The sequence below is a fragment of the Enterococcus sp. AMC1086 genome, assembly GCF_058216575.1.
The window spans coordinates 701,853-727,546 of sequence record NZ_CM177100.1 but is presented as its reverse complement, the minus strand read 5'-3'; the positions used below and the strand labels follow the sequence as shown (position 1 = coordinate 727,546).

General features: G+C 36.1%; 22 protein-coding genes and 1 other annotated feature. Of the genes, 7 read left to right on the top strand and 15 right to left on the bottom strand.

Annotated features, from left to right (window positions below; genetic code table 11):
- Positions 1–11: 11 nt before the first annotated feature.
- From AC4BC4_RS03450 to rnjA, 3 genes are all read left to right on the top strand, one after another.
- Entirely contained in the window at positions 12–404 is a 393-nt protein-coding gene (locus tag AC4BC4_RS03450) for a YbaN family protein (RefSeq protein WP_490476790.1), read from the top strand.
- A 284-nt stretch (positions 405–688) separates the two neighbouring features.
- Complete coding sequence (locus AC4BC4_RS03445) at positions 689–901, top strand: DNA-directed RNA polymerase subunit epsilon (protein WP_490476789.1); 213 nt, start codon at positions 689–691, stop codon at positions 899–901.
- Between the two features lies 1 nt (position 902).
- Entirely contained in the window at positions 903–2,573 is a 1,671-nt protein-coding gene (rnjA, locus tag AC4BC4_RS03440; protein WP_490476788.1) for a ribonuclease J1, read from the top strand.
- Between the two features lie 52 nt (positions 2,574–2,625).
- On the opposite strand, the gene AC4BC4_RS03435 is transcribed toward rnjA, so the two are convergent.
- A complete protein-coding gene (locus AC4BC4_RS03435) occupies positions 2,626–3,075 on the bottom strand; it encodes a universal stress protein (RefSeq protein ID WP_490476787.1) in 450 nt (149 codons plus the stop codon).
- Positions 3,076–3,250: 175 nt separating this feature from the next.
- Between AC4BC4_RS03435 and AC4BC4_RS03430 the strand changes: the two genes are divergently transcribed.
- The gene (locus AC4BC4_RS03430) at positions 3,251–3,400 is read left to right on the top strand and encodes a hypothetical protein (protein ID WP_010760373.1); all 150 of its coding nucleotides are present in this window, start codon (positions 3,251–3,253) and stop codon (positions 3,398–3,400) included.
- Between the two features lie 312 nt (positions 3,401–3,712).
- Here the strand turns inward: AC4BC4_RS03430 and AC4BC4_RS03425 are convergent, their stop codons facing one another.
- The 4 genes from AC4BC4_RS03425 to AC4BC4_RS03410 all read right to left on the bottom strand — a co-directional run bounded on the left by AC4BC4_RS03425 (position 3,713) and on the right by AC4BC4_RS03410 (position 6,908).
- Positions 3,713–3,913 carry a cold-shock protein gene (locus AC4BC4_RS03425; RefSeq protein ID WP_010760372.1) on the bottom strand — a complete coding sequence of 67 codons (201 nt, stop codon included), beginning with the start codon at positions 3,911–3,913 and terminating at the stop codon, positions 3,713–3,715.
- A 148-nt stretch (positions 3,914–4,061) separates the two neighbouring features.
- Positions 4,062–4,730 carry a RadC family protein gene (gene radC, locus AC4BC4_RS03420; protein WP_438758829.1) on the bottom strand — a complete coding sequence of 223 codons (669 nt, stop codon included), beginning with the start codon at positions 4,728–4,730 and terminating at the stop codon, positions 4,062–4,064.
- Positions 4,731–4,816: 86 nt separating this feature from the next.
- Positions 4,817–5,476 carry an HAD family hydrolase gene (locus AC4BC4_RS03415; RefSeq protein ID WP_438757190.1) on the bottom strand — a complete coding sequence of 220 codons (660 nt, stop codon included), beginning with the start codon at positions 5,474–5,476 and terminating at the stop codon, positions 4,817–4,819.
- Positions 5,477–5,588: 112 nt separating this feature from the next.
- Positions 5,589–6,908 (bottom strand): bifunctional folylpolyglutamate synthase/dihydrofolate synthase, encoded by a 1,320-nt coding sequence (locus tag AC4BC4_RS03410; protein WP_438757191.1) that lies wholly within the window; start codon positions 6,906–6,908, stop codon positions 5,589–5,591.
- Positions 6,909–7,244: 336 nt separating this feature from the next.
- Between AC4BC4_RS03410 and AC4BC4_RS03405 the strand changes: the two genes are divergently transcribed.
- Together AC4BC4_RS03405 and AC4BC4_RS03400 are read left to right on the top strand one after the other, a co-directional pair.
- Positions 7,245–9,812, top strand: a complete 2,568-nt coding sequence (locus tag AC4BC4_RS03405) for a YfhO family protein (protein ID WP_490476786.1) — start codon at positions 7,245–7,247, stop codon at positions 9,810–9,812.
- Positions 9,813–9,833: 21 nt separating this feature from the next.
- Positions 9,834–10,430: a TVP38/TMEM64 family protein gene (locus AC4BC4_RS03400; RefSeq protein WP_438757193.1), complete on the top strand. Its 597-nt coding sequence runs from the start codon at positions 9,834–9,836 to the stop codon at positions 10,428–10,430.
- A gap of 143 nt (positions 10,431–10,573) precedes the next feature.
- On the opposite strand, the gene AC4BC4_RS03395 is transcribed toward AC4BC4_RS03400, so the two are convergent.
- The 7 genes from AC4BC4_RS03395 to AC4BC4_RS03365 form a co-directional block, all read right to left on the bottom strand.
- Positions 10,574–13,219: a valine--tRNA ligase gene (locus AC4BC4_RS03395; RefSeq protein WP_490476785.1), complete on the bottom strand. Its 2,646-nt coding sequence runs from the start codon at positions 13,217–13,219 to the stop codon at positions 10,574–10,576.
- 82 nt (positions 13,220–13,301) lie between these two features.
- Positions 13,302–13,521 (bottom strand) — a binding site (T-box leader).
- Positions 13,522–13,564: 43 nt separating this feature from the next.
- On the bottom strand, positions 13,565–14,056 hold the full coding sequence (tpx, locus tag AC4BC4_RS03390; RefSeq protein WP_490476784.1) for a thiol peroxidase: 492 nt from the start codon (positions 14,054–14,056) through the stop codon (positions 13,565–13,567).
- 149 nt (positions 14,057–14,205) lie between these two features.
- Entirely contained in the window at positions 14,206–14,859 is a 654-nt protein-coding gene (locus AC4BC4_RS03385) for a redox-sensing transcriptional repressor Rex (RefSeq protein ID WP_438757196.1), read from the bottom strand.
- A 238-nt stretch (positions 14,860–15,097) separates the two neighbouring features.
- Entirely contained in the window at positions 15,098–16,303 is a 1,206-nt protein-coding gene (gene thiI / locus AC4BC4_RS03380; protein ID WP_490476783.1) for a tRNA uracil 4-sulfurtransferase ThiI, read from the bottom strand.
- A 153-nt stretch (positions 16,304–16,456) separates the two neighbouring features.
- Positions 16,457–17,605: a cysteine desulfurase family protein gene (locus AC4BC4_RS03375; RefSeq protein WP_490476782.1), complete on the bottom strand. Its 1,149-nt coding sequence runs from the start codon at positions 17,603–17,605 to the stop codon at positions 16,457–16,459.
- Between the two features lie 121 nt (positions 17,606–17,726).
- A complete protein-coding gene (gene ezrA / locus AC4BC4_RS03370) occupies positions 17,727–19,448 on the bottom strand; it encodes a septation ring formation regulator EzrA (protein ID WP_438757199.1) in 1,722 nt (573 codons plus the stop codon).
- A 229-nt stretch (positions 19,449–19,677) separates the two neighbouring features.
- Positions 19,678–20,343 carry an HAD family hydrolase gene (locus AC4BC4_RS03365; RefSeq protein WP_490476781.1) on the bottom strand — a complete coding sequence of 222 codons (666 nt, stop codon included), beginning with the start codon at positions 20,341–20,343 and terminating at the stop codon, positions 19,678–19,680.
- Positions 20,344–20,537: 194 nt separating this feature from the next.
- Between AC4BC4_RS03365 and AC4BC4_RS03360 the strand changes: the two genes are divergently transcribed.
- Positions 20,538–21,890 carry an aspartate kinase gene (locus AC4BC4_RS03360; protein WP_438757201.1) on the top strand — a complete coding sequence of 451 codons (1,353 nt, stop codon included), beginning with the start codon at positions 20,538–20,540 and terminating at the stop codon, positions 21,888–21,890.
- A gap of 142 nt (positions 21,891–22,032) precedes the next feature.
- On the opposite strand, the gene AC4BC4_RS03355 is transcribed toward AC4BC4_RS03360, so the two are convergent.
- The 3 genes from AC4BC4_RS03355 to AC4BC4_RS03345 all read right to left on the bottom strand — a co-directional run bounded on the left by AC4BC4_RS03355 (position 22,033) and on the right by AC4BC4_RS03345 (position 25,674).
- Positions 22,033–23,691 (bottom strand): IS1182 family transposase, encoded by a 1,659-nt coding sequence (locus AC4BC4_RS03355; protein ID WP_490475503.1) that lies wholly within the window; start codon positions 23,689–23,691, stop codon positions 22,033–22,035.
- Between the two features lie 217 nt (positions 23,692–23,908).
- Positions 23,909–24,067 (bottom strand): hypothetical protein, encoded by a 159-nt coding sequence (locus tag AC4BC4_RS03350; protein ID WP_438757202.1) that lies wholly within the window; start codon positions 24,065–24,067, stop codon positions 23,909–23,911.
- A gap of 20 nt (positions 24,068–24,087) precedes the next feature.
- The gene (locus AC4BC4_RS03345) at positions 24,088–25,674 is read right to left on the bottom strand and encodes a bifunctional aspartate transaminase/aspartate 4-decarboxylase (protein WP_490476780.1); all 1,587 of its coding nucleotides are present in this window, start codon (positions 25,672–25,674) and stop codon (positions 24,088–24,090) included.
- Between the last annotated feature and the right edge of the window lie 20 nt (positions 25,675–25,694).

The window sequence follows — 25,694 nt, the reverse complement described above, 5'->3', positions numbered from 1 at the left end:
GGATCGAATCAATGAAAAAACTACTTTATATTTCTTTAGGTTGTCTCACATTTGGATTGGGAACGATTGGGATTTTCTTGCCGATTTTACCCACAACGATTTTTTATATTTTAACCGCTTTTTTCTGGATGCGTAGCTCTGAATATTTATATACAAAATTTATTGAATCGGCCTATTACCAAAAATATATCCAAAAATCTATTATAGAAAGAAAAATCACCCCTCTTGGCCGAGTTAAGTTATTTTCGATGTTGTTCGTAATCTTTGCGCTTCCATGTATCCTGGTCCGTAACCCGTTCATGACAGCTACATTAGCAATCGTCTTTTTGCTGCACTTCGTTGGTCTAAATTTGTATTTTAATAAAAAGAACCTTACATCTTTAAAGGAAGCAAATGAAGAATAAGGTTTTGTTTAAACTCGCAAGTCTGTTTCTATACTTATCCATTATTTTGTGATAAAATACCATTAATTGTTATACAACACAGTGGACGGTTGAAAGAAAGTACGGATTCCATAAAACAAGTAAAATGAAGCAAAGTCGAGGCTTCATTTCATCATCAACAGATGTTTTTGATGCCAATTGTTTTTAAGGTGGACAACCACCTCGTTTTGTTGTGTTCAAAAATTACAGTAAGAAAATATAAAAATAAATAATTAACTGCTTTGGCAGATAAAGGAGAAAAAACTATGATTTATAAAGTTTATTATCAAGAAACGAAAACAAGAAATCCCAAAAGGGAAGATACAAAATCTATTTATGTTGAGGAGCAAAGCGATGTTATCGTGCGTCAGCAAGTTGAAGAAAATACCCCGTACAACATCGAATACATTCAAGAACTTGATGAAAATCATCTTGCTTACGAACAAGAGCACGCGGAATTCTCTTTAACGGAGTTTTAATATGAAAGTAAATATAAAAAACAATGAGACCGGCGTTTTTGCGATAGGTGGTTTGGGCGAAATCGGGAAGAACACTTATGGGGTTCAATTTCAAGATGAAATAATCATTATTGATGCTGGTATTAAGTTTCCAGAAGATGATTTACTTGGGATCGATTATGTTATTCCAGATTACAGCTACATCGTCCAAAATCTGCACAAAGTCAAAGCCTTGATCATCACGCACGGTCATGAAGATCATATCGGTGGTGTCCCTTATTTATTACGTCAGGCAAATATACCGATTTATGCTGGACCATTAGCTTTAGCTTTGATTACCAATAAATTGGATGAACATGGTTTATTACGAGACGCTGACCTTCATGAAATCAATGAAGATACTGTGATCCGCTTCCGCAAAACAGCGATCAGCTTCTTTAGAACAACACATAGTATACCAGACGCTTTAGGTGTCGTTGTTAAGACACCCTCAGGAAATATCGTTGCAACAGGCGATTTCAAGTTCGACTTTACGCCTGTTGGTGAACCAGCTAACTTGCACCGCATGGCAAAATTAGGAGAAGAAGGGGTCTTGTGTCTACTTTCAGACAGTACCAATGCTGAGATTCCAACTTTTACTAAATCAGAAAAGACCATTGGCTCTTCTATTTTAAAGATTTTTGAAAAAATTGAAGGCAGAATTATCTTTGCCAGTTTTGCTTCAAATATTTTTCGTCTCCAACAGGCTGCTGATGCAGCCGTCGCAACAGGACGTAAAATCGCAGTGTTTGGCCGTAGCATGGAGAATGCTATTGTAAATGGTGAACATTTAGGTTATATCAATGTCCCAAAAGGAACATTTGTTGATGCTAGTGAATTGAATCAACTTCCTGCTGGGGAAACAATGATTTTATGTACAGGTTCTCAAGGTGAACCTATGGCTGCTTTAAGTCGTATTGCCAACGGAACGCACCGCCAGATTTCAGTTCAACCTGGTGATACAGTGATTTTTTCAAGCTCACCAATTCCAGGAAACACAACAAGTGTCAATCGTCTGATTAATCTACTTTCAGAAGCTGGTGCTGAAGTTATCCATGGCAAGATTAATAATATCCATACTTCAGGTCATGGTGGCCAAGAAGAACAAAAATTAATGTTGAGCTTAATGAAGCCTAAATATTTTGTGCCTGTTCATGGTGAATTTAGAATGTTAAAAATCCATGCATCGCTAGCACAAGATGTCGGTGTACCTGCGTCCAATTGTTTCATCATGGAAAATGGTGATGTGTTAGCTTTAACTGCTGATGATGCACGTTTAGCTGGACACTTTAATGCCAATGATGTTTATGTAGATGGTAACGGCGTAGGAGATATCGGTAATGTTGTCTTGCGTGACCGCCGAATTCTTTCTGAAGAAGGTTTAGTTTTGGCTGTTGCTACCGTAGACATTAAAAATAAGGAAATTTTAGCTGGTCCAGATATTCTATCTCGCGGATTTGTTTATATGAGAGAATCCGGTGAAATGATCCATGAAGGACAGCGTTTATTGTTCAATGCAATCCGTGAAGCATTACGTGATGAAAATTGTACGGAAGCGAAAATATGTGATGCAATTTCAGCTGCATTACAACCATTCCTATTTGAAAAAACAGAACGTCATCCAATGATTTTACCAATGATCATGACTTCGTGAGTTTTAAAAAAAACAACTGACTTCTTTAAACAGTCAGTTGTTTTTTTGATTTCTATACTTCATTATTCACAACTAAAACATTGGCTTTCGTATGATTAACAACGTAGGAAGTTGTTGATCCGACCATCAATCTTTCAAATCCATTTAGACCTGTTCGACCAATTACAATCAAGTCAATAGAATCTTTTGACTCTGTAAAATCAGCAATCAATGTTTTGGGGTAACCATACATGACGTATGTGAAAACTTGTAATACTCCTTGTTCAAGGACTTTTGACTCTCGTTCTTTCATCTCTTCTTCTTCTCTGGCGCGAAGATCTTCCATCAGCGTTCCCATTGACATCGTCAGCTCACCAAAATAATTGCCCATTTCTTCAATCACAGATAAAATGTGTAACGTTGCACCATTTCGTTTAGCAATTTTTATCGCTTCTTGAAATGCTTTTTCTGACTGATCTGAACCATCAACAGCTACTAAAATATTTTTATAGAATTCTCCCATGCTAAAAACCTCCTTCTTATTCCTTTTATTATACTACTTGAAAGGGATTTCAACAAAAATACTGCTGAATAAGAAATTTCTACTTTACACTTCGAACTAGCCATGTTATAGTAATCATGGAATTTCGTTATCAGATATCGTCGCCTTTCATAAGATATAAGAGAGGAGAATCAATATGACATTTGGTAATAAAGTATTAAAATACCGTGTAGCACTTGATACAAAGAGAAATTTGTTTATGGCTATCGATGCAAATAACCAAGCAAATATCGCTTATGGTATCACGATTACACAAGCAGTAAAAGAATTGAAAAAATCTATTTAAGGAGTTATCAACCTAAATGAACGATTCAAGTTCTAATACGATTTAAAGGCGTCCAGTGAATGTTACATCACTTGGATGCCTTTTTTGTTTCCTTAACTTTTAATCGTATGTTGTATCTGTGTTTCTATGTGAGCCATTATTTTGAATACTTGAGATCATAAACCGAATATAGCTAACGATCCTAACATACCCTTGTAGCCTTTTTATTAGTATATGCTCTAGTTAAAAATTTCTAAGTTTTTCTCAACGAGTACAGTCATTAGGCTCAAAAAAACACCTAGCAAATTTGCTAGGTGTTTTGGAATGGATGAATTAGTTTTTTACAACATTAACTGCTTGAGGTCCACGATCTGAATCTTCAACGTCGAAGCTTACTGATTGACCTTCTTCGATCGTTTTGAATCCTTCACCTTGAATCGCTGAGAAATGTACGAATACATCGCTACCGTCTTCACGAGAGATAAATCCAAATCCTTTTTCTGCGTTAAACCATTTTACTGTTCCTTGTTCCATTCTTTTGTTCCTCCTCGTGCTTAAGCACTAAATATTGTAACATTGCCCGTGTACGATAGAGGGTTTTAAAATTAAAACTTCTATATTGTCCCAAACAAGATTACACTAACATTGTACATGTGAACCCTTATTTTTGCAAGAAATCTAGTTAGTCTGAAGCAAAAAAATTCTCTTCTCTCATACTGATGTATACTTGTTCACCTATGATGATATGATCCAATACTTCGATTCCCATCATTTTTCCGCATTCCTGCATTCTTTTCGTAAATAGAATATCACTTTCTGATGGCGTCGGATTGCCGGATGGATGATTATGGGCAAGGATCAAGCTCGCGGCAGAACACTTAACAGCACTGCGGAAGACTTCTCTTGGATGAGCAACAGATTGATTCAGCGATCCTTTAAAAACTGTCTCTTGCTTGATCACTTCATTTTTAGTATTTAAATATAAACAGATTAAATGTTCTTGTTGAAAATCCTGTAATTCATAGATCAAATGTTGGGCAATTTGATAACTGGAAGAAACTTTTCCTAACTTGAGTTGAGTACTTTGTTGGATTCGATAACCAAATTCAATTGCTGCCCTTAACTCAATAGCCTTGATTCGACCAATTCCTTTAATCTCCATCATTTCAATTAATGTAGCATTTTTTAATTCATGTAAATGATTGAAATAATTTAAAAACTTTGAAGCTACCTCCATCACATTTGTATTTTTTGAACCAGTTCTTAATAAAATTGCTAATAGTTCTTGATTTGATAATGCTTTTTCCCCGACAACTTCTAACCGCTCACGAGGTAAGCAATCTTCTGGCATTTCTCTTATAAATAACTTTTCTTCTTTAATCAAAAAATCACTCCTTTATGCACTTCTATTAAAAGATACGCAAAGGAGTGATAATTCTATTTTTTAAAATATGCTGGCACTTGGATTAAACTTTCAAAGATTTCTAACGTTTTTTCTTTGACTTCATCTGTTGGCGCCAATAAATCTGGCACCATGATCACTGGGATTCCAGCCGCATCTGCTGCTGTTACACCATGAAACGAATCTTCAAAGATCAAGGTATGCTCAGCCTTGGTCCCAAGGTTATCTAAGGCTTTTCGGAAAATTTCCGGGTCTGGTTTTGCTCGAGTCACATCTTCTGCTGAAACAATTCCTGAAAAGCGTTCCTTGATCCCTGCTCCCTCCAATAATAATTCAATTGCTGGTCTGACATTGCTTGAAGCAACAAGCCTTGGTATTTCTTGTTGATCAAGAAAATCAAGTAACTCCAGAACACCTTCTTTTAAAGGGACTTCACCTGATTCAAAGACTTGATAGGTATCGTCATAAGAGCGCTGAATAAACTCATCCACTCTTTCTTTCCCAAAATCCTGATAGATTCGATGATAATTTTCTTGCACCTCTTCATCTGACACACCGACATATTCTAAATAGATTTCTTTACTATATGGAAAACCCATCTTATCTGCTATTTTTTGCGTTGATTGATAATAAATAAGCTCCGTATCAAATAATAAACCGTCCATATCAAAAATTACACCATCGATTTTTTTCATGATTTCCTCCTAATTTAAAAGCGAAGCGGGCTCGTTCAGTCTCAACAAGAAAATAGAAAAAATAAATGTGGTGTTCTTTACCACAATTATTTTTTGTCTTTTTTCTAAAAGACTAACCCTCATCGCCAGATCCTAGATTCAGCAATAATTCACGTACTTGCGAAACAAAATAAAGTGAGCCTGTTACTAACATTAAATCATCCGCAGACATTTTTTCTAATATCTCACCTAAGCCAAATTGCCACAATGAAACGATCTCGGTTTTCTCATCTTCAAAATGTTCCATTTTGTTCAATTCGATTGCTCTTGGATAATCAAAGGTAGTCAAATATAAATGAACATTTGGTACTTTCCTTAATAGCGCAATCATCTGATCAATATTTTTTGATGCTAATGCTGAAAATAAAATATGGATCTCTCGATCGGGAAATTCTTTTTTTAAATTTTCGGCCAGACGACGCACAGCATGATCATTATGTGCCCCATCTAAAATGATCAATGGTTCATCACTGATTTTTTCCATTCGAGCAGGCCATTTTGCTTTAGCTAAACCTTGATAAATATCTCTGTCAGTATAATTGATTTGTAATGTTTCACAATAAAGGTAGAATAACTGAATAGCAACGGCCGCATTTTCTACTTGATGACGACCTAATAGTGAAACTTTGACCTTAGGCAACTTGCCCGCCTCACCATAAAAATCAAAGATTTCACCCCAATTTTTATCTGGATGCCGATATTCTGTTTTATAGTCTTTCTCATAACGATAGACTCTACTATGTTTTTTGCCAGCGACTTCATTGATCACAACAAATGCATCTTCCTCAATGTTCCCAGTCACAACAGGAATTCCCTCTTTAATGATTCCAGCTTTTTGAAAGGCAATTTCTTCAAGCGTATCACCCAAAATTTCAGTATGGTCTTTTCCAATCGTTGTGATTGCAGTCAGCATTGGTTTTACTACATTGGTACTATCTAGTAAGCCGCCAAGACCAACTTCAATAATGGCAATATCAACTTGCTCCTCTAAAAAATAATCAAGCGCCATAACAGTCAATGTTTCAAATTCGGTAATACCTGCACTCTCAGACTCTTGGTCCATCTCTTTGATCAATTCTTGGTATTTTTCCACATATCGAATGATATGATCGTCTGAAATTCCATGTCCATTAATTGCAATTCGTTCATTAAAGTGCTCAATGTACGGAGAAGTAAACGTTCCTACCTTGAGTCCTAATTCTTCTAACATACAACGTAAATAAGTTACAGTAGACCCTTTCCCATTTGTACCTGCTATGTGGATCGTTGGGACTTTTTCTTCAGGGTTGTCGACTTTTTTTAATAATGTTTCCACTCGGTCAAGACCAGGTCTAGAACCAAATAGTAGCCGACTATGGATCCAATCGATTGCTTCTTCTATCACTAATGACATCTTATCAACTCCTCCTTACCTATTATATCGAAAGCTGAGGTGCTTTTCACTAAATAACCTCATTAATTCCGGAAATGATTGATTTCACAATAAAAGAAAAAGAATTTTGATAAAAAATAAGAATCCACTTATAAATGAAATACAGATTTTTTTGCATCAACACCTAGTCCCATGATAGACTAGAGTCTTAGAAAGAAAGCTATTAAAGTCTTTTTTAGGACTATTTAGTTTTCAATAATACTATTGTTGCAGGTAGTTCGTTTGATTTTGTATGATTGATTGAACCTTTATCCTAAAACAGGTACAAATCATTAGAATAGAGGAGCAGTATAAAATATGTCAAAAATAAAAAAAAGTTTATTAGTCAGTGGAAGTTTCTTCCTTCCTTTCCTATTATTAAGCATACTTTGGTCGATTTTAGGATTAGCCCCTTTAGGAAATAATAATCTCCTGGTAAGTGATTTAGGCACACAATATATGCCATTTTTAAGTGCTTTTAAACAGTTTTTCCAAGGGGATACTTATTCATTGTATTCCTTTTCTGACGCGCTTGGCGGAACTATTTTGCCCTTGAGTGCCTATTATTTATTAAGCCCTTTTAATGCGTTAGTCTTGGCTTTTCCTTATGAACAGCTGCCAATTGTTATATTGTTGATCATTACGTTAAAAATTTCGCTAATGGGCAGTTCGATGTTTTATTATCTTCAAAAAACATATCCGCAATCAACCTTTTCCACGTTGCTTTTTTCAACGTCTTATAGCTTATGTGGCTTTGTTACCGTCTATTGTTTGAATTTCATGTGGCTGGATGCGCTGATTTTACTGCCTTTAATTGTCTTGGGAATTCAACGTTTATGGGATCACAAAAAGTATATACTTTATTCAGCAGCCTTATTTTTATCTATCGTAACGAATTATTATATGGGGTATATGCTTTGCATTTTTGCGGTATGCTACAGTCTTTATTGGTATTATCAAAAGACCGAATCTGCTGAAAAAAAATCGATTTGGCTGTTTATCAAGGAAGGACGTTTGTTTTTTGTTACTTCTTTTTTAACGGGAATTAGTACGAGTTTTATTTTGATTCCAGCTGTAGAAGGAATGTTAGCTACCAAAAAAACGAATTTTGAGTGGCAAACATTTTTACCAACACCTAAATTTGGATTAAATTTTCTTTCACAGCTCGGCATTGGTAGTGTTAATTTTGAATGGCGTTTGGACCATTTACCAACGATTTTTTCTGGTATTTTGATGGTCTTACTATTCATCGCTTATTTTCAGCTATCTGCTATTTCTAAGAAGGAAAAACGAGGGGCAGCTTTTTTGGTTGGATTTATTTTCCTTAGCTTCTGGTTAGAATTAGTGAATACGATTTGGCATATGTTTCAAAATCCCGCGGGGTTTCCGTATAGAAATACATTTATCTTTAGCTTTTTGATGATAAAGTTTGCATATGAAGCTTTTCTTAAATTGAAGCATGGCGCAAGATTACGGCTTATTGTTCCCCTTATTTTTTCTGGGTTATTAACTATCGGCTATATTTCTTTAAAATTTTCAAAGGAAAAAGTATTTCTTTTATCTGATCATTATTTTATCATCAGTCTTGTTAGCATTTGGTTGATTTTTGGTTTAATTGTGTTGATTCAAAAAACACATGGTTCAAAAAGAAAAACCGTTTGTACCGTTTTGTTTTTGCTGGTCTGTTCTGAATTAGTCTTTAATTTTTGGATTAGCCTTAAAGATATTCCATTTGGAAACCAAGAAAAGTTTGCGCAAACCTATAAAATTCAAGAGGGACTTATTACTGATTTACAAAAGGAGCAACCTAATTTATTCCGAATAAAACAAACGATTGATTCCAATGCTGCAGGTTATAGCGAAAAAAATAATGGGTACAATAATCCAATTTTATATGGCTACGCTGGTGTTTCAAGTTATACTTCTACATTGGATGCTAAAACACAAGATACGCTGACGGCTTTAGGGTTATACCAGAAAAATGACCGTAGGATCGCCTATGTAGATGAATCTAAAGTTATCAATTTACTTTTGAATGTGAACTACCAACTGACGCCAGAAGTAAAATCATATCAAGAAAATCATTCCAGCGATCCATCCACAAATATCTATGAAAATTCTGAAGCAATTGGGATGGGCTTTTTAGTTCTACAAGATTTTGCTAACTTAACATTAGCGAAAAATCAACCTTTAAAAAATCAAGAAATGATTTTACAACAGATTCAAAAAAATGAACAAGATTATTTTCAAGACACACAAAACATAACCTGGTCTGCCCAAGGTGATAATCAGTATACTCTTACAACAAAAACAACAGCGGATGGTGAACTTTATCTTTACGCACCAGAAATTAATTGGAAAAAGATTACCTCCTTTAAAGTAAATGGAGAAAAAATCCAGCCTGCTGTCTATATTGCAACAAATCAAGTATTTAATCTTGGCTACTTTAAAAAAGATGACGTCGTTCAATTACAACTTGAATCTGAAAAAGAGCTTGAGGAAAGAGTAATCGAATTAAAAACCCTGCAACAAGAAACTTTTGATACATTAATCACCAAACAACAGGCTCAAGCGTTCCAACTTGAAGAAGAAGTCTCTGGAACATTGACCGGAGAAATCACTGTAACAGATCCAGACCGTTCATTACTTTACTTAGCCGTTCCTTATGATAAGAACTGGTTAATCACGGTTGATGGTAAAAAAGTTAAAGCTCAATCGATTTTAGGGAATTTCACAGGAATCGAATTAACTTCTGGAAAACATCAAATTACTATGCACTATCGACAACAAAATTTCCTTGTGGGCGTTTTTATTAGCGTTTTTGTTCTTTTCAGCGTATTATTTTATCAACTATTAAAAAGAGTTAAGAAAAAAATTATTAAGTGATTATGAGGGGAAACGACAGCCATGGGGAAAAAAATTCTACATCGGATCATTTACTTCCTACCTATTATAGGAATTATTTGTTTTACTGGTATAGTGGTATACGGCTATTATAAAGGGATTTTCCATTCGGTTCATTCTTTACAGAACTTTATGAAACAATTTGGTGAGTATGCAGTGTTGATTTTTATCTTTTTACAGATGATACAAGTCATTGTACCAATTCTTCCTGGAGGTATTTCCACAGTTGTTGGTATGTTAATGTTTGGCAGCCTTCCTGGTTTACTCTATAGTTATATTGGATTGATGATTGGTGATATCATTGTTTATTGGTTAGCGCGGTACTACGGAAAGCCTTTTGCTCAGCTTATTCTTTCGAAAAAAAAATACCTATCATTTGAAAAGATGTTAGACCGTCCTGAAAAAGGTATTAAAAAATTGATGATCGTTACGCTGTTGATACCTTTTGCACCAGATGATTTATCGTGCTTAGTTGCAGGCTTAGCTGATTTACCGTTTAAGGAATATATGAAGATTTTACTACTCTTTAAATTTTGGTCCGTTGCGACATACGGGTATATACTGTTATTCTTTTTTAACCATTTCTTGATTGGTCAGTAAAGAAAAAAACAATCCACTTTATCAATAATTATCTCTTTCAATAGACTATAATAAAAACCTAATTTAGTTTGATTTATTCTATTTAAAAAAAGAGTGAGACGATCATCAGATTATTTCTGATGATCGTCTTACTCTTTTTATCATTAATTTACTGTACGAAGTTGTGCAATTCGTTCTTTCACAACCACTTGTTTCTCTAAATAATCTTTTTCTTTCGCTTTTTCAGCTGCCACAACGTCATCCGGCGCATTTGAAACGAAACGTTCATTCGCTAATTTTCCTTGAACACGTTTGACTTCTTGTGTCCATTTATCTAATTCTTTTTCTAAACGGGCAATTTCTTCTTCCACATTGATCAAACCAGCTAATGGCAAGTACAGCTCAGCTCCAGTTAGAACGGCTGACATCGCTAATTCTGGCGCAGTAATATCACTTGCGATCGTCAACTCGTCTGGATTACAGAAACGCTCGATGTAATTTGTGTTTTCAATCAAGAATTTATCAACTGCTTCATCACTTGTTTTGATTAATAATGTGATTGGTTTGGACAGTGGTGTATTCACTTCTGCACGAATATTACGCACCGCACGAATCACTTCTTTTAAAACCTCCATACCACGAGCAGCTGTTTCATCCGAAAATTCTTCGTGAGCTACAGGATACTCTGCAACAACTAGAGAGATACCTTCATGCGGAATATTTTCCCAGATTTCTTCTGTCACAAATGGCATGATCGGGTGCAATAGACGTAAAATTTGGTCTAGTGTATGCACCAAAATACTGCGTGTTGTTTGTTTTGCAGATTCATCTTCTCCGTAAAGGATCTCTTTACTCATTTCGATATACCAATCACAAAAATCATCCCAGATAAAGTTATACAACTGGCGGCCTGCTTCACCAAATTCAAAGCGGTCAAATAAGTCAGTAACACGAGCAACTGTTTCATTTAGACGCGTTAAGATCCAGCGATCTGCGACGGTCTTCTCTCCACTAAAGTCAATATCTTCATAAGACATTCCTTCAACATTCATGATCACAAAACGGCTGGCATTCCAGATTTTATTGATAAAGTTCCAAGATGCATCCATTTTTTCATAACTAAAACGCATATCTTGCCCTGGTGATGAACCATTTGACATAAACCAGCGTAACGCATCGGCCCCATATTTATCGATGACTTCCATTGGATCGATCCCGTTGCCTAGCGATTTACTCATTTTACGTCCATCTTCTGCTCTGATCAATCCATGCATCAAAACATTTTTAAACGGCGCTTGTCCGGTAAATTCTAAACTTTGGAACATCATACGGCTAACCCAGAAAAAGATAATATCGTAACCTGTTACTAATGTACTTGTTGGGAAATAACGCTGATAATCAGCTGCTTCTTCATCTGGCCAGCCCATTGTTGAAAATGGCCATAATGCTGAACTGAACCATGTATCCAATACGTCTGAATCTTGTGTCCAATTTTCTGCGTCAGCTGGTGCTTCCATGCCAACATACATTTCGCCAGTTTCTTTATGATACCATGCAGGAATTTGGTGCCCCCACCATAATTGACGTGAGATGACCCAATCGTGGACATTTTCCATCCAACGTAAGAATGTTTGGTTAAAGCGCGGTGGATAAAATTCTACTGCATCGTCTGTTTCTTGATTTTTGATGGCTTTTTCAGCGAGTGGTGCCATTTTTACGAACCACTGTGTAGACAAACGAGGTTCAACAACAACGCCTGTGCGTTCTGAATGACCAACACTATGATTCATTGTTTCGATTTTAATCAGGTGACCCATTTCTTTTAAATCAGATACGATTAGTTTACGTGCAGCGAAACGATCCATGCCAGCATATTTTCCTGCTAAATCATTCATAGATCCATCTTCATTCATCACGTTTACACGAGGTAAATCGTGACGATTACCAACTTCAAAGTCATTTGGATCATGAGCTGGCGTGATTTTTACTACACCTGTTCCAAATTCCATATCTACATATTCATCGGCAATGATCGGGATTTCTTTGTCCATCAATGGTAATGTAACAGTTTTTCCAATCAATGCTTGGTAACGTTCATCATCTGGATGAACCGCGATTGCTGTATCTCCTAACATTGTTTCAGGACGAGTCGTTGCGATTTCCACAACGCCAGTTCCATCAGTTAGTGGATAACTCATATGGTAAAATGCCCCTTCAATATCTTTGTGGATAACTTCGATATCAGAAAGGGCTGTTTTTGCTTTTGGATCCCAGTTAATGATGTATTCGCCACGATAAATCAGGTCTTTTTCGTATAAAGAAACGAAGACTTTGCGAACAGCTTCAGACAACCCTTCGTCTAAAGTAAAACGTTCACGACTATAATCTAAAGATAGCCCCATTTTCGCCCATTGTTCGCGGATATGAGAGGCATATTCTTCTTTCCAATCCCAGACTTGTTCGACAAACTTTTCACGGCCTAAATCGTACCGGGAAATATCCTGTTCTGCTAATTTTTCTTCTACTTTTGCTTGTGTTGCGATACCTGCGTGATCCATTCCTGGAAGCCATAATGTGTCAAAGCCTTGCATTCTTTTTTGGCGGATGATCATATCTTGTAGCGTCGTATCCCAAGCATGGCCTAAATGGAGTTTACCCGTAACGTTTGGTGGCGGGATAACGATTGAATACGGTTTGGCTTCTTTATTGCCGTTTGGTTTGAATAGATCTTGGTCTAGCCATTTTTGATAGCGACCTTGCTCTACTTTTGTGGGTTGATATTTGGTCGGTAGATTTTTTTCTTCTGACATGTAGATTCCTTCTTTCTATACTGGATTGGCATTGGTTCATAATCTGTGATGAACATACAAAAAGCCCTAAAATACTCTCGTATTTTAGGGCGTATATAAGTTATACGCGGTACCACCTAAATTGTGTCTGGCTCTCCAAACACCGCTCATTCGTGAGGTAACGATCACTACTCGAATCATTCTACTCCATTCAAATCATTGACTCCCAAGCTACCTTCTTACTGGTTATGTGAAAATCTTCCACCAAGTGATTTTCTCTCTAGAACGATACCAGTAGTACTCCTCTTGATCATGGTCTTTGGTTTATTTTACATTGAAGTTGAATAGAAGTCAATTTCAAAAAAATTAGCGAGCTGTTTTTGCCTGTTCTAAAGCCGCAGCATAGTCTGGTTCTTCCGAAATTTCTGTAGAGATTGCTTCATACACAATCTTGCCTTCCTTGTTGATCACAAAAATACTACGAGCTAGACGTCCCATCGCAGGAATGAATAAGCCATACGCTTGTCCAAATGTTCCTTCTGTATCATGTAGAATTTCCATATCAACACCCTCAGCTGCACACCAATTTTCTTGTTCTTCTTTTGTGTTATTCGAAATCGTAATGAATTTTACGCCTTCAACTTTCCCAGCTTCTTGATTAAAACGCTTCGTTTGCAGTGAACAGATTCGAGTATCGATATCAGGTACAACACTGATCAAGACTGGCGTACCAGTAAAATCTGATAACTTTATTACTTCATCACTTAAGTTTTTTAATGAAAAATCTGGCGCTTTTACGCCTACTTCAGGTTGTACACCGATAATTTCTACTTCTTCGCCTTTTTTTGTTACTTTCATTTCTTATTCCTCCTCTAATTTAAACGTGTAGTAGACTCACGCAGCTAGATAACACGCAACAGGTTCCCAGCTCATAAAACACTACAATTTAACCTCTTCTCTCTATTTAGTATAGAGGAAGGAGGAGCAGATGACAAAATTCTTGCTTTCTATATTTTTTTATTCGAAAAAGTTTCATCAAAATAAATCAACGTTTGTAGCTCTGTTGTTAAATCAATGTATTGAACATTCACATTTTTGGGTACCGTTACCCTATCTGGGGCAAAATTCAGGATCGCTGTAATACCAGCATCAACGATTTTATTGATTGCTTCTTGCGCAAATTGACTAGGTACAGTGGAAATCGCAACCGTTACACCGGTCTTTTCGACTTCTTCTGCCAAGCTTTCCATCGGCTGGATCATGATATCATCAACCGATAAGCCTACAAGTGCTTGTTCCGTATCAAATGCGCAAACAATATTCAAATTCTCATTTCTCCGAAAATTATTTTTAACCAACGCCTTGCCTAAATTACCACAACCGATTAATGCAATCCGCTTTTCTTCTTGCGTGTTTAAAATTTGGCTGAAAACGTCGATCAAATAAGACACATCATATCCATAACCGCTACGTCCTAATTCACCTAAATGGGAAAAATCTCGACGAATCGTTGCCGGTGGGACTTGAACAACGTCACTAAATTCTCTGGATTTAATCCGTGTAACACCTGAATCTCCTAGCATTTTTAAATAACGTAAGTACAGTGGCAGTCGCTTAGCTGTAGCTTTAGGCATTGTTTTTTCTTTATGTAATTCTTTCATTTTCCAACCTCCTTGTTACTTATTTCACATACATATAGTTTAGCATGCTCAAGGATCATGAGCAACTTGTTTGTGAAAAATGTAGCAGGTATTAGAAAAAACTCATCAAAATACGGTTGTGACAGAAGCATTTAACTCTCTTATTTCCGAAGGAATTGCTTCTGCTCTCACTATTTATTCAGATTACTTAAGGCTAGGATATGACTCGTAGAGTTATATCCTAGCCTTATTTCTACCTTTATAGTAAATCAGAAAATTCTTCTTTTAGTTCGCTTCGTTCAGTTATTTCACTAACTTTTAAACCAGCCATCGATCGTTCTATTAATCCTTCTATGTCAAGTCTTGCTTCATACGCTTGTGCTTTATCTAATTTTGGTCTTGTTTTTGGTTGTGGTGGCGCAAAAATTGTGCAACAATCTTCAAAAGGTTGGATTGCTAACTCAAAGGTATCGATTTTTTCAGCGATTTCGATGATTTCTCCTTTATCCATTGATACGACTGGACGAATGATTGGTGTCGTCGTTACTTCGTTGATTGCTACCATGCTTTGCAATGTCTGAGATGCAACTTGTCCTAAAGATTCTCCATTGATGATCACTAAACCTTTTCTTGCAACGCGTATTGCATCAGTCAAACGCAACATCATACGACGTGTAACCGTCATTAGATAGCCCTCAGGTACCACTCGTTTGATCTCTTCTTGAATTTCAGTGAACGGTACCTCGATAAATTGGATGCTACCAGCGTATGGCGCGATTTTAGCTGCTAAATCTTTCGCTTTTTGAAGAGCTTGTTCGCTTGTATAGGGCGGGCTAGCAAAATGCACAGCTTCCACTTCCACACCACGTTTCATTGACAAGTAACCTGCTACGGGTGAATCGATTCCGCCAGATAGCATCAACATTCCACGGCCACTAACACCAACCGGTAATCCACCAGCACCACGTATCGTTTCATAGGAAAGGTAAGCCCCTTCTTTTCGAATTTCAATCCGAATATTGATATCAGGTTTTTTCATTTGTACACCGATTTCTGGAAAGACCTCCATAACAGCTCCACCTAGTTCTCGGTTTAATTCGTTTGAATCTAATTCAAATGAGTGATCAGAACGTTTTGCTGTAATTTTAAAGGTTTGTCCTGACTGATAGACAGCTTTAATAATCGTTTGTACCATTTCGCGAATATCGGGCATATTTTTTTCTACTCGAATACTGGGTGAAAAATTTTGAATGCCAAATACTTTTTCTAATTTTGGTATGATACGTGTGCTATTTTCTCCGTTCAGCAATAAATGCATCCGATCTCGGTCAGCATGGACCTTTACTGCTGGAAATTCACCAAGAGTCCTTTTGACATTATAAGCTAACTGAGACGTAAATAATTTTCTGTTTTTTCCTTTAGTTGAAAGTTCGCCGTAACGGACCATTATTTCAGTATATTTCAAAAATTTTCAATCCTTTTCTGTGAAGCTTGATTTTCTTGTAACACTATTAAGATCACTTACTTTATTACGATTACTTGACTCACTATAACATAGCGTTTGTTAAATTAAAATAGTTCATTTAAATAGACTTTCGACTAATAAATGGTGCACTAATTAACCATTTAAGACCAGAAATTTTTTATATAGTTGATTAAAAATGATCATAAACTGTTCCGCCTCAGCAATCGTATTGCTTTCATCCAAACTAACACGAATAGCTGATGTGGCTAAAGAGTCAGGTACTTTCATCGCATGTAATGTACTACTGGCCATTTTTTTGCGGCTAGAGCAAGCGCTAGTCGTTGAGGTATATATTTGTTTTTCTTCTAATGCATGTACAAGTACTTCTCCTCTAATTCCTTTTAAAGCAAAACATAAAATATGAGGTGCAAAGTCTTCTGTCTCTTTTGAAAAAACAGTCACATTTTTATATTCTTGCAACGCTTCGATCAAATAGCGGCGAATAGTTGCAGTATGTTCTGGTTTTTCAGCCTTTTTATCTTTATATAAACGTAAAGCTTTAGCCATAGAAACAATTCCCGCAACATTTTGAGTGCCACTTCGTTGCTCTTTTTCTTGACCACCACCATTTAGTAACGGTGCGAGTTTACGCCCATGTTTCCAATAAATGAACCCTACACCTCTTGGTCCATGAAACTTATGAGCAGAAAACGTAGCGAAATCCACTCGAGGGGTTAGCCATTCTTCCTGTCTGACTTTACTGATTGCTTGGACCCCATCCACATGAAAATGAATCGTTGGATAATCTACTAAACAGTCACTGATCGCTTGAATTGGCTGAATCGAGCCTATTTCATTATTCACTGCCATGATTGAAACAAGTATGGTATCTTTGCGAATTAATTTAGCCAATTCGTCCACTATAACAAATCCACGTTCATCAACAGGAGCGATTGAGAGTTCGAATCCATTTTCTGAAAGTTGCCTTGCTGTTTCAGAAACTGCTGGATGTTCAATATTTGAAATAATAATATGACGGCCAAAAGATTTTTTTTCTAAAGCCGTTCCTTTTAAAACCCAATTATCCCCTTCCGTTCCACCACTCGTAAAGTAAATCTCATTTGGCTTCATTTGAATCAAATCAGCTATTTGTTTACGTGCTTGTTCGATTAGACGATTCGCTTGATTGCCTAAGTCATGTAAGCTAGAGGGATTTCCAATGATCCGTTGACTAACTTTTATATAAGTATCTAAAGCTTGAGGATAAATCGGAGTTGTCGCACTGTTATCGAAATATATCATTTAATAAACCTTCTTCTTTTGAAATTCTTTCCTATTATATACTTTCTATTTTTGTAGTTCAACCACACAGACAGAATAAATCAAAATAAAAGAGTGAGACGCTTGTCTCACCCTTAATTCTTTATATCACATTACTATTTTTGAAGTAGAAATCTTCGATTCTTCTAAACGCACCTGGTTCCACACGTTCAAGCGCAGTACCAATTTCATCTAGAGCATCTTGATATCTGTATTCTTTTGAAAATAGTTCTAAACTTCTTTCCATCGCTACGCGAATTGCTTCATGCGTATGACGGTAACGGTTCGCATATTGCATCATTTGTTCTGTCAATGCTGCGGAGTTGACTAAATCATTCGTTTTCTTATCTAATAATTCTAAATCTTCGTTACAAAGATCAGACAATTTTTTGATTTCTTCCATATTGATACGGATTCGATTCAATGCCTTGCTTAATTCTTCAATACGATCTGTTGCTACAAAGAAGAATTCTAAATAATCAGCTGGTAATCCAGGTAAACGTTGTTTTTCAACATGGCGTTTGATATTACGTAGTCTGAAATCATATTGATCAACTTTTTCTTGAGCAGCTTTTTCGCCTTTACGTAATTCTTTTAGGGAGTCATCGATCTCAACTTGCTGATTTTCGATATCATCTAATATCTTATAGCAATCTTTGAAGAATGCTTGAACTTCAGAATAAGGAATCGTATGTTCTTTCATTTTTGGTTCGAAATCTTCATAACGACGAATTATTTCTTCGATCTCTGTTTGGAAACCTCTTGAACGTCCTAATTCGTTATGGTTCAGTGTGTAACTTTGAGAAGTGTGATCCAACTCAATCATCAATTGACGATTATTCTTTAATGCATGTGCAATATAATCACCAACAACTTTATGATTCGTCATCACATATTTCTTAGCATTGATCTCACGTTCCATGATTTCATATAAAGCATCGATTGCATTCGCTGTATCACGATTGGCTACTTCTACTGCATCTACTTCGGTCTTCTCTAAATCGACTGTTGAATTTTTCACGCGCTTTTGAACACGTCTTAATTCATCTTCAAAATTCTTTTCAGGGAAAACGTAATGATCTTTAAGCAGACGTTTATATCCTTCTTCGATCTCTTTTAATTGATCTGGGAATGTCCGGTTCAGCTCATCATAAAGTGGCGGAATACGTTTCATCACATCGTCTAATTCATACGTGTGACGTTCAGCATTTTCTAAGACTTCACGTGCTTCGATTGGATCTCCAGAAGTATTCAGAGTGACAAACTGAGTAAATTCGATTTCGATATTTTTGATTTGTTTTTGTAATTCAGGATATGCAGAACCAAATTCTGATTTTTCATTATGAAGTAATTTACTGATTTCTTCATAAACGTCTAAAGCTTTTTGCACTTCAAGCGAATTACGTTCTTCACTCTCACGTAATTCTTTCAGCCCATTACGGATAATTTCAACTTCTGACTCCATCTCAGTCATGGTCTGATCTGCTTCAGCAACTGCTTTTTTCGCTTTCATAAAACGGAAGGTTTCATTTAAATTTTCGACTTCAAAAATCTGACTTTCCAGCTCTGCAAAAGAACGAGTAGAAATCTCAGTCCAACGTTGATTCCATTCTCTAAATGTGTTCTGACTTTGACCGACCATATGCATCTTTTTGACATCATCGACCTCTTCAATCACTGGCAAGTCGAACAGCGTTTCTTTCCTCTTTTCCAGATCATCGAGTTTCATTTGATTTTTCTTTCTCATAAAATAACCAACTAAATACAAAACTGCTGCGATGATTATTATAGCTAAAACTACGATAATGATCAGATTATTCTTCATTCATGGTTCCTCCGTTTATTTATCCATATATGATTATACAATCGCCAATAAATAACAAATCCACTTCTATCTGCAATTGTACTAGTCTCTTATCTACAAAAAATCCTTAAAAACACCTACAGAAAATTATACCACAATCCACTCTATCAAGCACTAATTAATTGTAATTTCTTAATAAATGTTTTGACTTTGTCCTATTGTGGCACTTCTGTCTTGATCCCTGACAAGTTTAAACGCTAACTTGTACTTCTTGCAGCTTTTTGCATATATCGCTCAATGTATTCAATTGTACATCGGCCAGTTGTTGTTCCATACCAAACCGAGTATCTTTGATAGCCCAGACAGTCATACCAGCATCATGCGCCGAGCGTATGCCTTTTTCAGAATCTTCAAGTGCGAGACAATTTTCAGGTGCAATTCCTAATTCACTGGCAGTATATTCATAAATCTCAGGTGCAGGTTTACTTTTTTTAAATTGAGTTCCGCTGACTACTACATCAAAGTAACTAGCCAATTGTCCTGCTTTTAGTACCTCTTGAATCGCATCCATCATTGATGAAGAGGCCAAACCGATCTTATACCCTTTTCTTTTAAGAAATTGCAAGACTCGTTTAGCATCTGGATCGATCATACTACCATAATTGATTGGATGGTCTAATTTATATTGCAAATATTTTTCATTTAGGAACGATTCATCATAACTTGTATCATTCACTTCAAGTATCATTGCCCACAGGCTTCGCATGTCTGCACCTACAAATTCAGGAATCGGTATTTGTTCGATGGATAGATCATATTCTTTTAGAAATGCTTTTCTCCGTTGATAATAGAACGCTTCACTATCAACCAACACACCATCCATATCAAAAACAATTCCTTCATATCGTTGTATCATTTTGGAGCTCCTTTTTCTACTATTCTTATCCAGCTCTACCAGTCTAACAAAAGTTTCAAAAAAAATGAAGAAATTTGTTGAGAAAGAATGTAAAAGATTAAATATTTGTCTATTTTGCGGTTGCTTTTCAAATGATATTTCGGTATTCTTTTACTATTATAATGAAAAATCTATTAAAATTAGGAGTGAAAAAAGTGAAAGTCACAAAATTTGGGGGAAGCTCACTTGCTTCTGCAACACAATTAGAGAAAGTGCTACAAATCGTAAAAGAAGACGTTTCACGAAAGTTCATCGTTGTTTCAGCTCCTGGTAAACGTTCTTCTGAAGACATCAAAGTGACCGATATGCTTATTGCTTATTATCATGCGTATATAAATAATGAAGATACTACTGAAATTATCGGAAAAATCGTTGCCCGCTATGAGGCAATTTTAGATGAGCTAAATCTCAATAAAGATGTTTTAACAGATATCCAACATGCGATTCAGCAGTTGGCGACATTGAACAAAGAAGACAATCCACATCTTTTTGACACTTTTTTAGCGAGCGGTGAAGACAACAATGCCAAGCTTGTTGCTGCATTTTTTCAGCAACGAGGCTTGAATGCTCGGTACAAAAATCCTTTAGACCTTGGTATCATCGTTTCAGACGAACCTTTAAATGCTCGGATTTTAGCTTCTTCATTGAGTAAGATCAATCAATTTAGTTCAACAGAAGAAATTTTAGTGATTCCTGGTTTTTTTGGTTTTACAGAAGTAGGCGATATCTGTACATTTTCTAGAGGAGGATCAGATATCACAGGTTCAATCGTTGCTGCTGGTGTAAAAGCTACTATTTATGAAAACTTTACTGATGTCAACGGTATTTTCGTAGCTCATCCTGGGATCATCCGCGATCCAAAAACAATCAAAGAATTGACGTATCGAGAAATGCGGGAATTAGCGTATGCCGGTTTTGCTGTGTTGCATGATGAAGCTCTGATGCCTGCTTATCGTGCCAATATCCCTGTTGTTATAAAAAATACTAATAATCCTGAACATCCTGGAACATTGATCACAACTTCTAGAACGGTCAAACATGACCCAGTTGTGGGGATTGCCAGTGATCAAGGGTTTGCCAGTATTTACATTAGTAAGTATTTGATGAATAGAGAGTTAGGTTTTGGTCGTCGTTTACTGCAAATTCTTGAAGATTTAGGCCTTAGTTATGAGCATATGCCTTCTGGAATCGACGATATTTCAATTATTTTAAGAGAAGGTCAATTAACGATTGAAATCGAAGAAGAATTAATGACACGGTTAGAACAAGAACTTGAACCTGATGAATTGCGGATTACTCATGGCTTGTCGATGCTGATGGTCGTAGGTGAAGGCATGCGCCAGAGAATCGGGGTCATGGCTGACAGTACAGCCGCTTTAGCTTTTAATAAGATCAACTTAGAGATGATCAACCAAGGATCTTCTGAAGTCAGCATTATGTTTGGAATTCGTGAAGATCAAGAGAAAAAAGCGATTCAGGCATTATATCAAACTTTTTTTGAAGAATAATTATAGGAAAAATAAATAAGAGGATGGGACAGCCGTCTCTAAATCCACCATTTATACGGATTTCATGTGAGTAAGATATGGCTCAAAGAATTATGTTCTACTCACTTCAAAAAATAAAAATGTGGACCTTGGGACATAAGTCTTAAGACAAATAAAACAGAAGACCGAAAATCATAAAAATGATTTTTAGTCTTCTGTTTTTTAGTTTCTTGGGAGAATTATTCTTGTTTGATAGCTTACTTAGCCTATATTTTCTCAAATTTACAGCCATTAGCGCAAGCCCAATTTCATTGTGTGCCTGTTGTTTCCCTCGAACAGAGAACCGAGTGAACCCTAAACAAGCCTTCAAATGTCCGAAAGCAGGTTCGACGTCAATTTTTCGTTGACGATAGAGTTTACCTGTTTCTTCTTCTGAAAGCAGCTGTTGAATTCTTGCTTTAAAGTATTCCCAATTCATGTTCTTTTGAATCTCACGATTCTTGTCACTCTTCGCTTTTGTACACTGGCTTCGAAGAGGACAATTCGAGCAGTCTTCACATTCATACCGTTTTAAATAACGTTTAAAGCCATATTTATCTGTACGAATAGAATAGTTTCGAAAATTCATTTTTCGTCCGTTTGGACAAAGAAACGTATCCTCTAATTCTTGGTACGGCCAGTTTGCTGGAAGGAACGGATTTTGTTTAAACTTTTTCTTCTGTTCTTTATGGTACATGGCATAAGTGATGAGTGGTGTTCGCTCGTGATCCTCTAAAACCGCTTGATAGTTTTCTTCTCCTCCATAGCCGGCATCTGCGACAATATAGTTTGGCAGATCAAAGAAACACTCTTTTAAAGTGGTTAAAAAAGGGCGCAATGTTCGTGTATCTGTTGGATTTGAGAAAAGATCATAGCCTAAAATATACTGACTGTTCGTGGCGATTTGAAGATTATAACCTGCTTTCAACTGACCATTTTTCATATGATCATCTTTCATGCGCATAAAAGTGGCATCTGGATCTGTTCTAGAATAGCTGTTTCGTTGTCCTAAAATCTGTCTATGTTTTTGATAAGCGAGTTTTCGCTCTTTAAAGTCTTTGAAAAGTTTCCTTAATTTTTTTGGAACTTTTCGTTTAGAACGAATTGATTTGCGCGTAATTCCATCCTTTGCTTGTTCGATTTTATCTGTAAACTTTTCTACAACATGCGCGAGATTTTCTTCAATCTTGCCTAATTCAGTGACAGATAATTCTTTTTCGGACTCGCGCTCAATTTCAGGAATAATTGTATTTTTCAATAGTTCATCATAAAGAAAGGTTGATTTTTCGGTGAGTTTTTTGTCAAAGTTATCAATGGATTTTCTCCAAACAAAGGTATATTTATTTGCGTTGGCTTCAATCTTTGTGCCATCGATAAAAATAGCTTCTTCATCGATTAATTGTTCCTTGACTAATTGACTACGGAATTGGACGAAGCACTCCCGAAGGAGTGCGTTCACTAAGGGATTCACACGGAAACGATTGATCGTTCGATAGCTAGGCTGATAACTTTGAGTGAGCCACATCATCCGGATACTATCTTTCGTTAGAGCTTCAATCTTTCGACCAGAAAACACGGATTGTGTATAGGCACATAAAATCATCTTCATCATCATTTTTGGATGATAAGAAGAAGGGCCCATTTGATGATGAAAAGGAAGAAAACGTGCCTCGGGGATACTTTCCACTAATTGATCAATAACAAATGCGATATCATTTTTTTCTAACTGAAAACTAAAATCTAGAGGAAGAATGACTTGATTTGTGGTATAATTTTTAAACATAAGAACACCTCACTAATTTATTTGAGTAGTTACTTTTATTTTAGCAAAGGTGTTCTTATTTTTGTACAAAAAAATAATCCAGATGCCAATTAAGTTGATTGGTATCTGGATTTTTCGTTAGGACTTATGTCCCAAGCTCCACATTCTTTCGTAAATCACCTAATAAAGTGACCTGTTACAACGTTCATTTGGCTTTTAGAAACTTTCAAAAAGTTGTTTATTTATGTTCTCTTTCGTTTCTTTTTTCTTCTTTGCTTTCTTTCTTTTCAGCAACTTTTTCTTTATTCTTATCAATAGTTGCTTCAAAAATTTCCTTATTTTTTTGTTCTTCAAATGAATTACGGTTTTCTATTGATCCTTCACGTTTCGTTGACATCTGGTTTTGCTCCTTTTAGTTTATTTTTTTATATATTCTTGATGATACCTCTCTAATAGTTCTAGGATTTGTTCTCCGATGACTTTATAGCTTTTTGTTGGCAAATTTGCACTAGATACTCTTACTTCACTTGGTTTGGTTCCAAAACCGATACCATCCATCAATACTACGCTATTTTTTTCTGCCAAGTTAAGTAAAAAATCGATCTCTTCGAATTGGTCCTTCAAATAATCTTTAAAAGAATTTCCATAAAGATGTTCAGCTAGCTCATAAATATCAATCAGAGAATAATATTTTGCATTCAAATGGCTAGAATCCTTGGGATAATTCAGGGTATCATGAAGCAAATCATATCTTTGACTGATCAGCTTTTTTGATTCATCGATGTACGTATCCTTTTCTTTAATACAAATTAAATGCGTTAAGCTAAACAGGACTTCCATCACCTGTTGCGGCGTTGACAAACCTGAGGTATGATACAACCCAATCGAACGACTATCTGCAACAAGTCGGTCAATAAACTTCATCTTTTTGGACTCTAAAACAACTGAAGCGTATCGTTTCTCTACTGCTGGCTTCCAAACTTTTGGTAACCGTTGAATCAACTGATCAAAGATTGTTTCTTCGTTTAATGCGATCATCCCTAAGCGCCAACCTGTCGCACCAAATAATTTAGAATAAGAGTAGACCAGCAAAGTATTGTGTGGCACAGTAGCATAAATAGATTGAAAATCTTCTACAAAAGAGCCATATACATCATCAGTAATAATCATTAAATCTGGATGATCAGCTACTACTTCTTTCATTTTTTCCCGTTCTTTTTCGCCTAATGCCTTTGATCCAGGATTACTTGGATTAACGATGAAAAAAGCTTTAATATCAGGGTTCTTTAGTTTATCTAATTCTGTAAGAGAGACTTCCCAATGGTTTGCTTCTGTAGCACTCAAATCGATCTCCACCATTTCATAATCATTTAATTCAGGAATTTGAAGATAGGGAGTAAAAATCGGACTACTGATAGCTATTTTATCACCAGGATGAATCAATTGATTTTCTTTTAGCGAATGAAAAATATATACCATCGCTGCCGTACCACCCTCTGTTGGAAATACTTGTGTTTCTCTAGATAGAGGCTGATTATTAAATAAAATTTCTTCTAAATAATGGGCTAAGATTGTTTCACTATTTGATAACACACGATTTGGTGTTGGATAATTATTTCCAATTGCACCGTTTACTAGTTCTGCCACTACATCATTCATGCTGAGTTCTAAGTTTTGATCAAGGTAGTGTAGACCGCTACGAAAGAACACAACTTGTTCTTCACCTTTCGTATTTAAAAAAGTTAAAAATCGATCATAGATTCCTTCGGTTTCTATACTACCAGCCATATCTCCATGCATTAGCGTCCGCTGAGATTCTAAAAAACCAAATTCTACTAGCTGACAAAATGCAAGTCGAGCTTGTGTGTTGATCCAATTAGGATTTCCTTTACCGGCATTCAGAAAGAAACTATTTTTTTCATCTTTTTGTGCTAATGCAAGCAACTGCTCATTGACTTCAAAAGCGCCTAGTTTTTCTATTCTTTGCTCTTCTTTTTTATCCATAGTTCCCCTCCTAAATCACT

Excerpts from the sequence above, each read along its gene's own strand:
- AC4BC4_RS03450 (WP_490476790.1), top strand. The coding sequence starts at position 12 with ATGAAAAAACTACTTTATATTTCTTTAGGTTGTCTCACATTTGGATTG.
- AC4BC4_RS03445 (WP_490476789.1), top strand. The coding sequence starts at position 689 with ATGATTTATAAAGTTTATTATCAAGAAACGAAAACAAGAAATCCCAAA.
- rnjA (WP_490476788.1), top strand. The coding sequence starts at position 903 with ATGAAAGTAAATATAAAAAACAATGAGACCGGCGTTTTTGCGATAGGT.
- AC4BC4_RS03435 (WP_490476787.1), bottom strand. The coding sequence starts at position 3,075 with ATGGGAGAATTCTATAAAAATATTTTAGTAGCTGTTGATGGTTCAGAT.
- AC4BC4_RS03430 (WP_010760373.1), top strand. The coding sequence starts at position 3,251 with ATGACATTTGGTAATAAAGTATTAAAATACCGTGTAGCACTTGATACA.
- AC4BC4_RS03425 (WP_010760372.1), bottom strand. The coding sequence starts at position 3,913 with ATGGAACAAGGAACAGTAAAATGGTTTAACGCAGAAAAAGGATTTGGA.
- radC (WP_438758829.1), bottom strand. The coding sequence starts at position 4,730 with ATGCCAGAAGATTGCTTACCTCGTGAGCGGTTAGAAGTTGTCGGGGAA.
- AC4BC4_RS03415 (WP_438757190.1), bottom strand. The coding sequence starts at position 5,476 with ATGAAAAAAATCGATGGTGTAATTTTTGATATGGACGGTTTATTATTT.
- AC4BC4_RS03410 (WP_438757191.1), bottom strand. The coding sequence starts at position 6,908 with ATGTCATTAGTGATAGAAGAAGCAATCGATTGGATCCATAGTCGGCTA.
- AC4BC4_RS03405 (WP_490476786.1), top strand. The coding sequence starts at position 7,245 with ATGTCAAAAATAAAAAAAAGTTTATTAGTCAGTGGAAGTTTCTTCCTT.
- AC4BC4_RS03400 (WP_438757193.1), top strand. The coding sequence starts at position 9,834 with ATGGGGAAAAAAATTCTACATCGGATCATTTACTTCCTACCTATTATA.
- AC4BC4_RS03395 (WP_490476785.1), bottom strand. The coding sequence starts at position 13,219 with ATGTCAGAAGAAAAAAATCTACCGACCAAATATCAACCCACAAAAGTA.
- tpx (WP_490476784.1), bottom strand. The coding sequence starts at position 14,056 with ATGAAAGTAACAAAAAAAGGCGAAGAAGTAGAAATTATCGGTGTACAA.
- AC4BC4_RS03385 (WP_438757196.1), bottom strand. The coding sequence starts at position 14,859 with ATGAAAGAATTACATAAAGAAAAAACAATGCCTAAAGCTACAGCTAAG.
- AC4BC4_RS03375 (WP_490476782.1), bottom strand. The coding sequence starts at position 17,605 with ATGATATATTTCGATAACAGTGCGACAACTCCGATTTATCCTCAAGCT.
- ezrA (WP_438757199.1), bottom strand. The coding sequence starts at position 19,448 with ATGAAGAATAATCTGATCATTATCGTAGTTTTAGCTATAATAATCATC.
- AC4BC4_RS03365 (WP_490476781.1), bottom strand. The coding sequence starts at position 20,343 with ATGATACAACGATATGAAGGAATTGTTTTTGATATGGATGGTGTGTTG.
- AC4BC4_RS03355 (WP_490475503.1), bottom strand. The coding sequence starts at position 23,691 with ATGTTTAAAAATTATACCACAAATCAAGTCATTCTTCCTCTAGATTTT.
- AC4BC4_RS03350 (WP_438757202.1), bottom strand. The coding sequence starts at position 24,067 with ATGTCAACGAAACGTGAAGGATCAATAGAAAACCGTAATTCATTTGAA.
- AC4BC4_RS03345 (WP_490476780.1), bottom strand. The coding sequence starts at position 25,674 with ATGGATAAAAAAGAAGAGCAAAGAATAGAAAAACTAGGCGCTTTTGAA.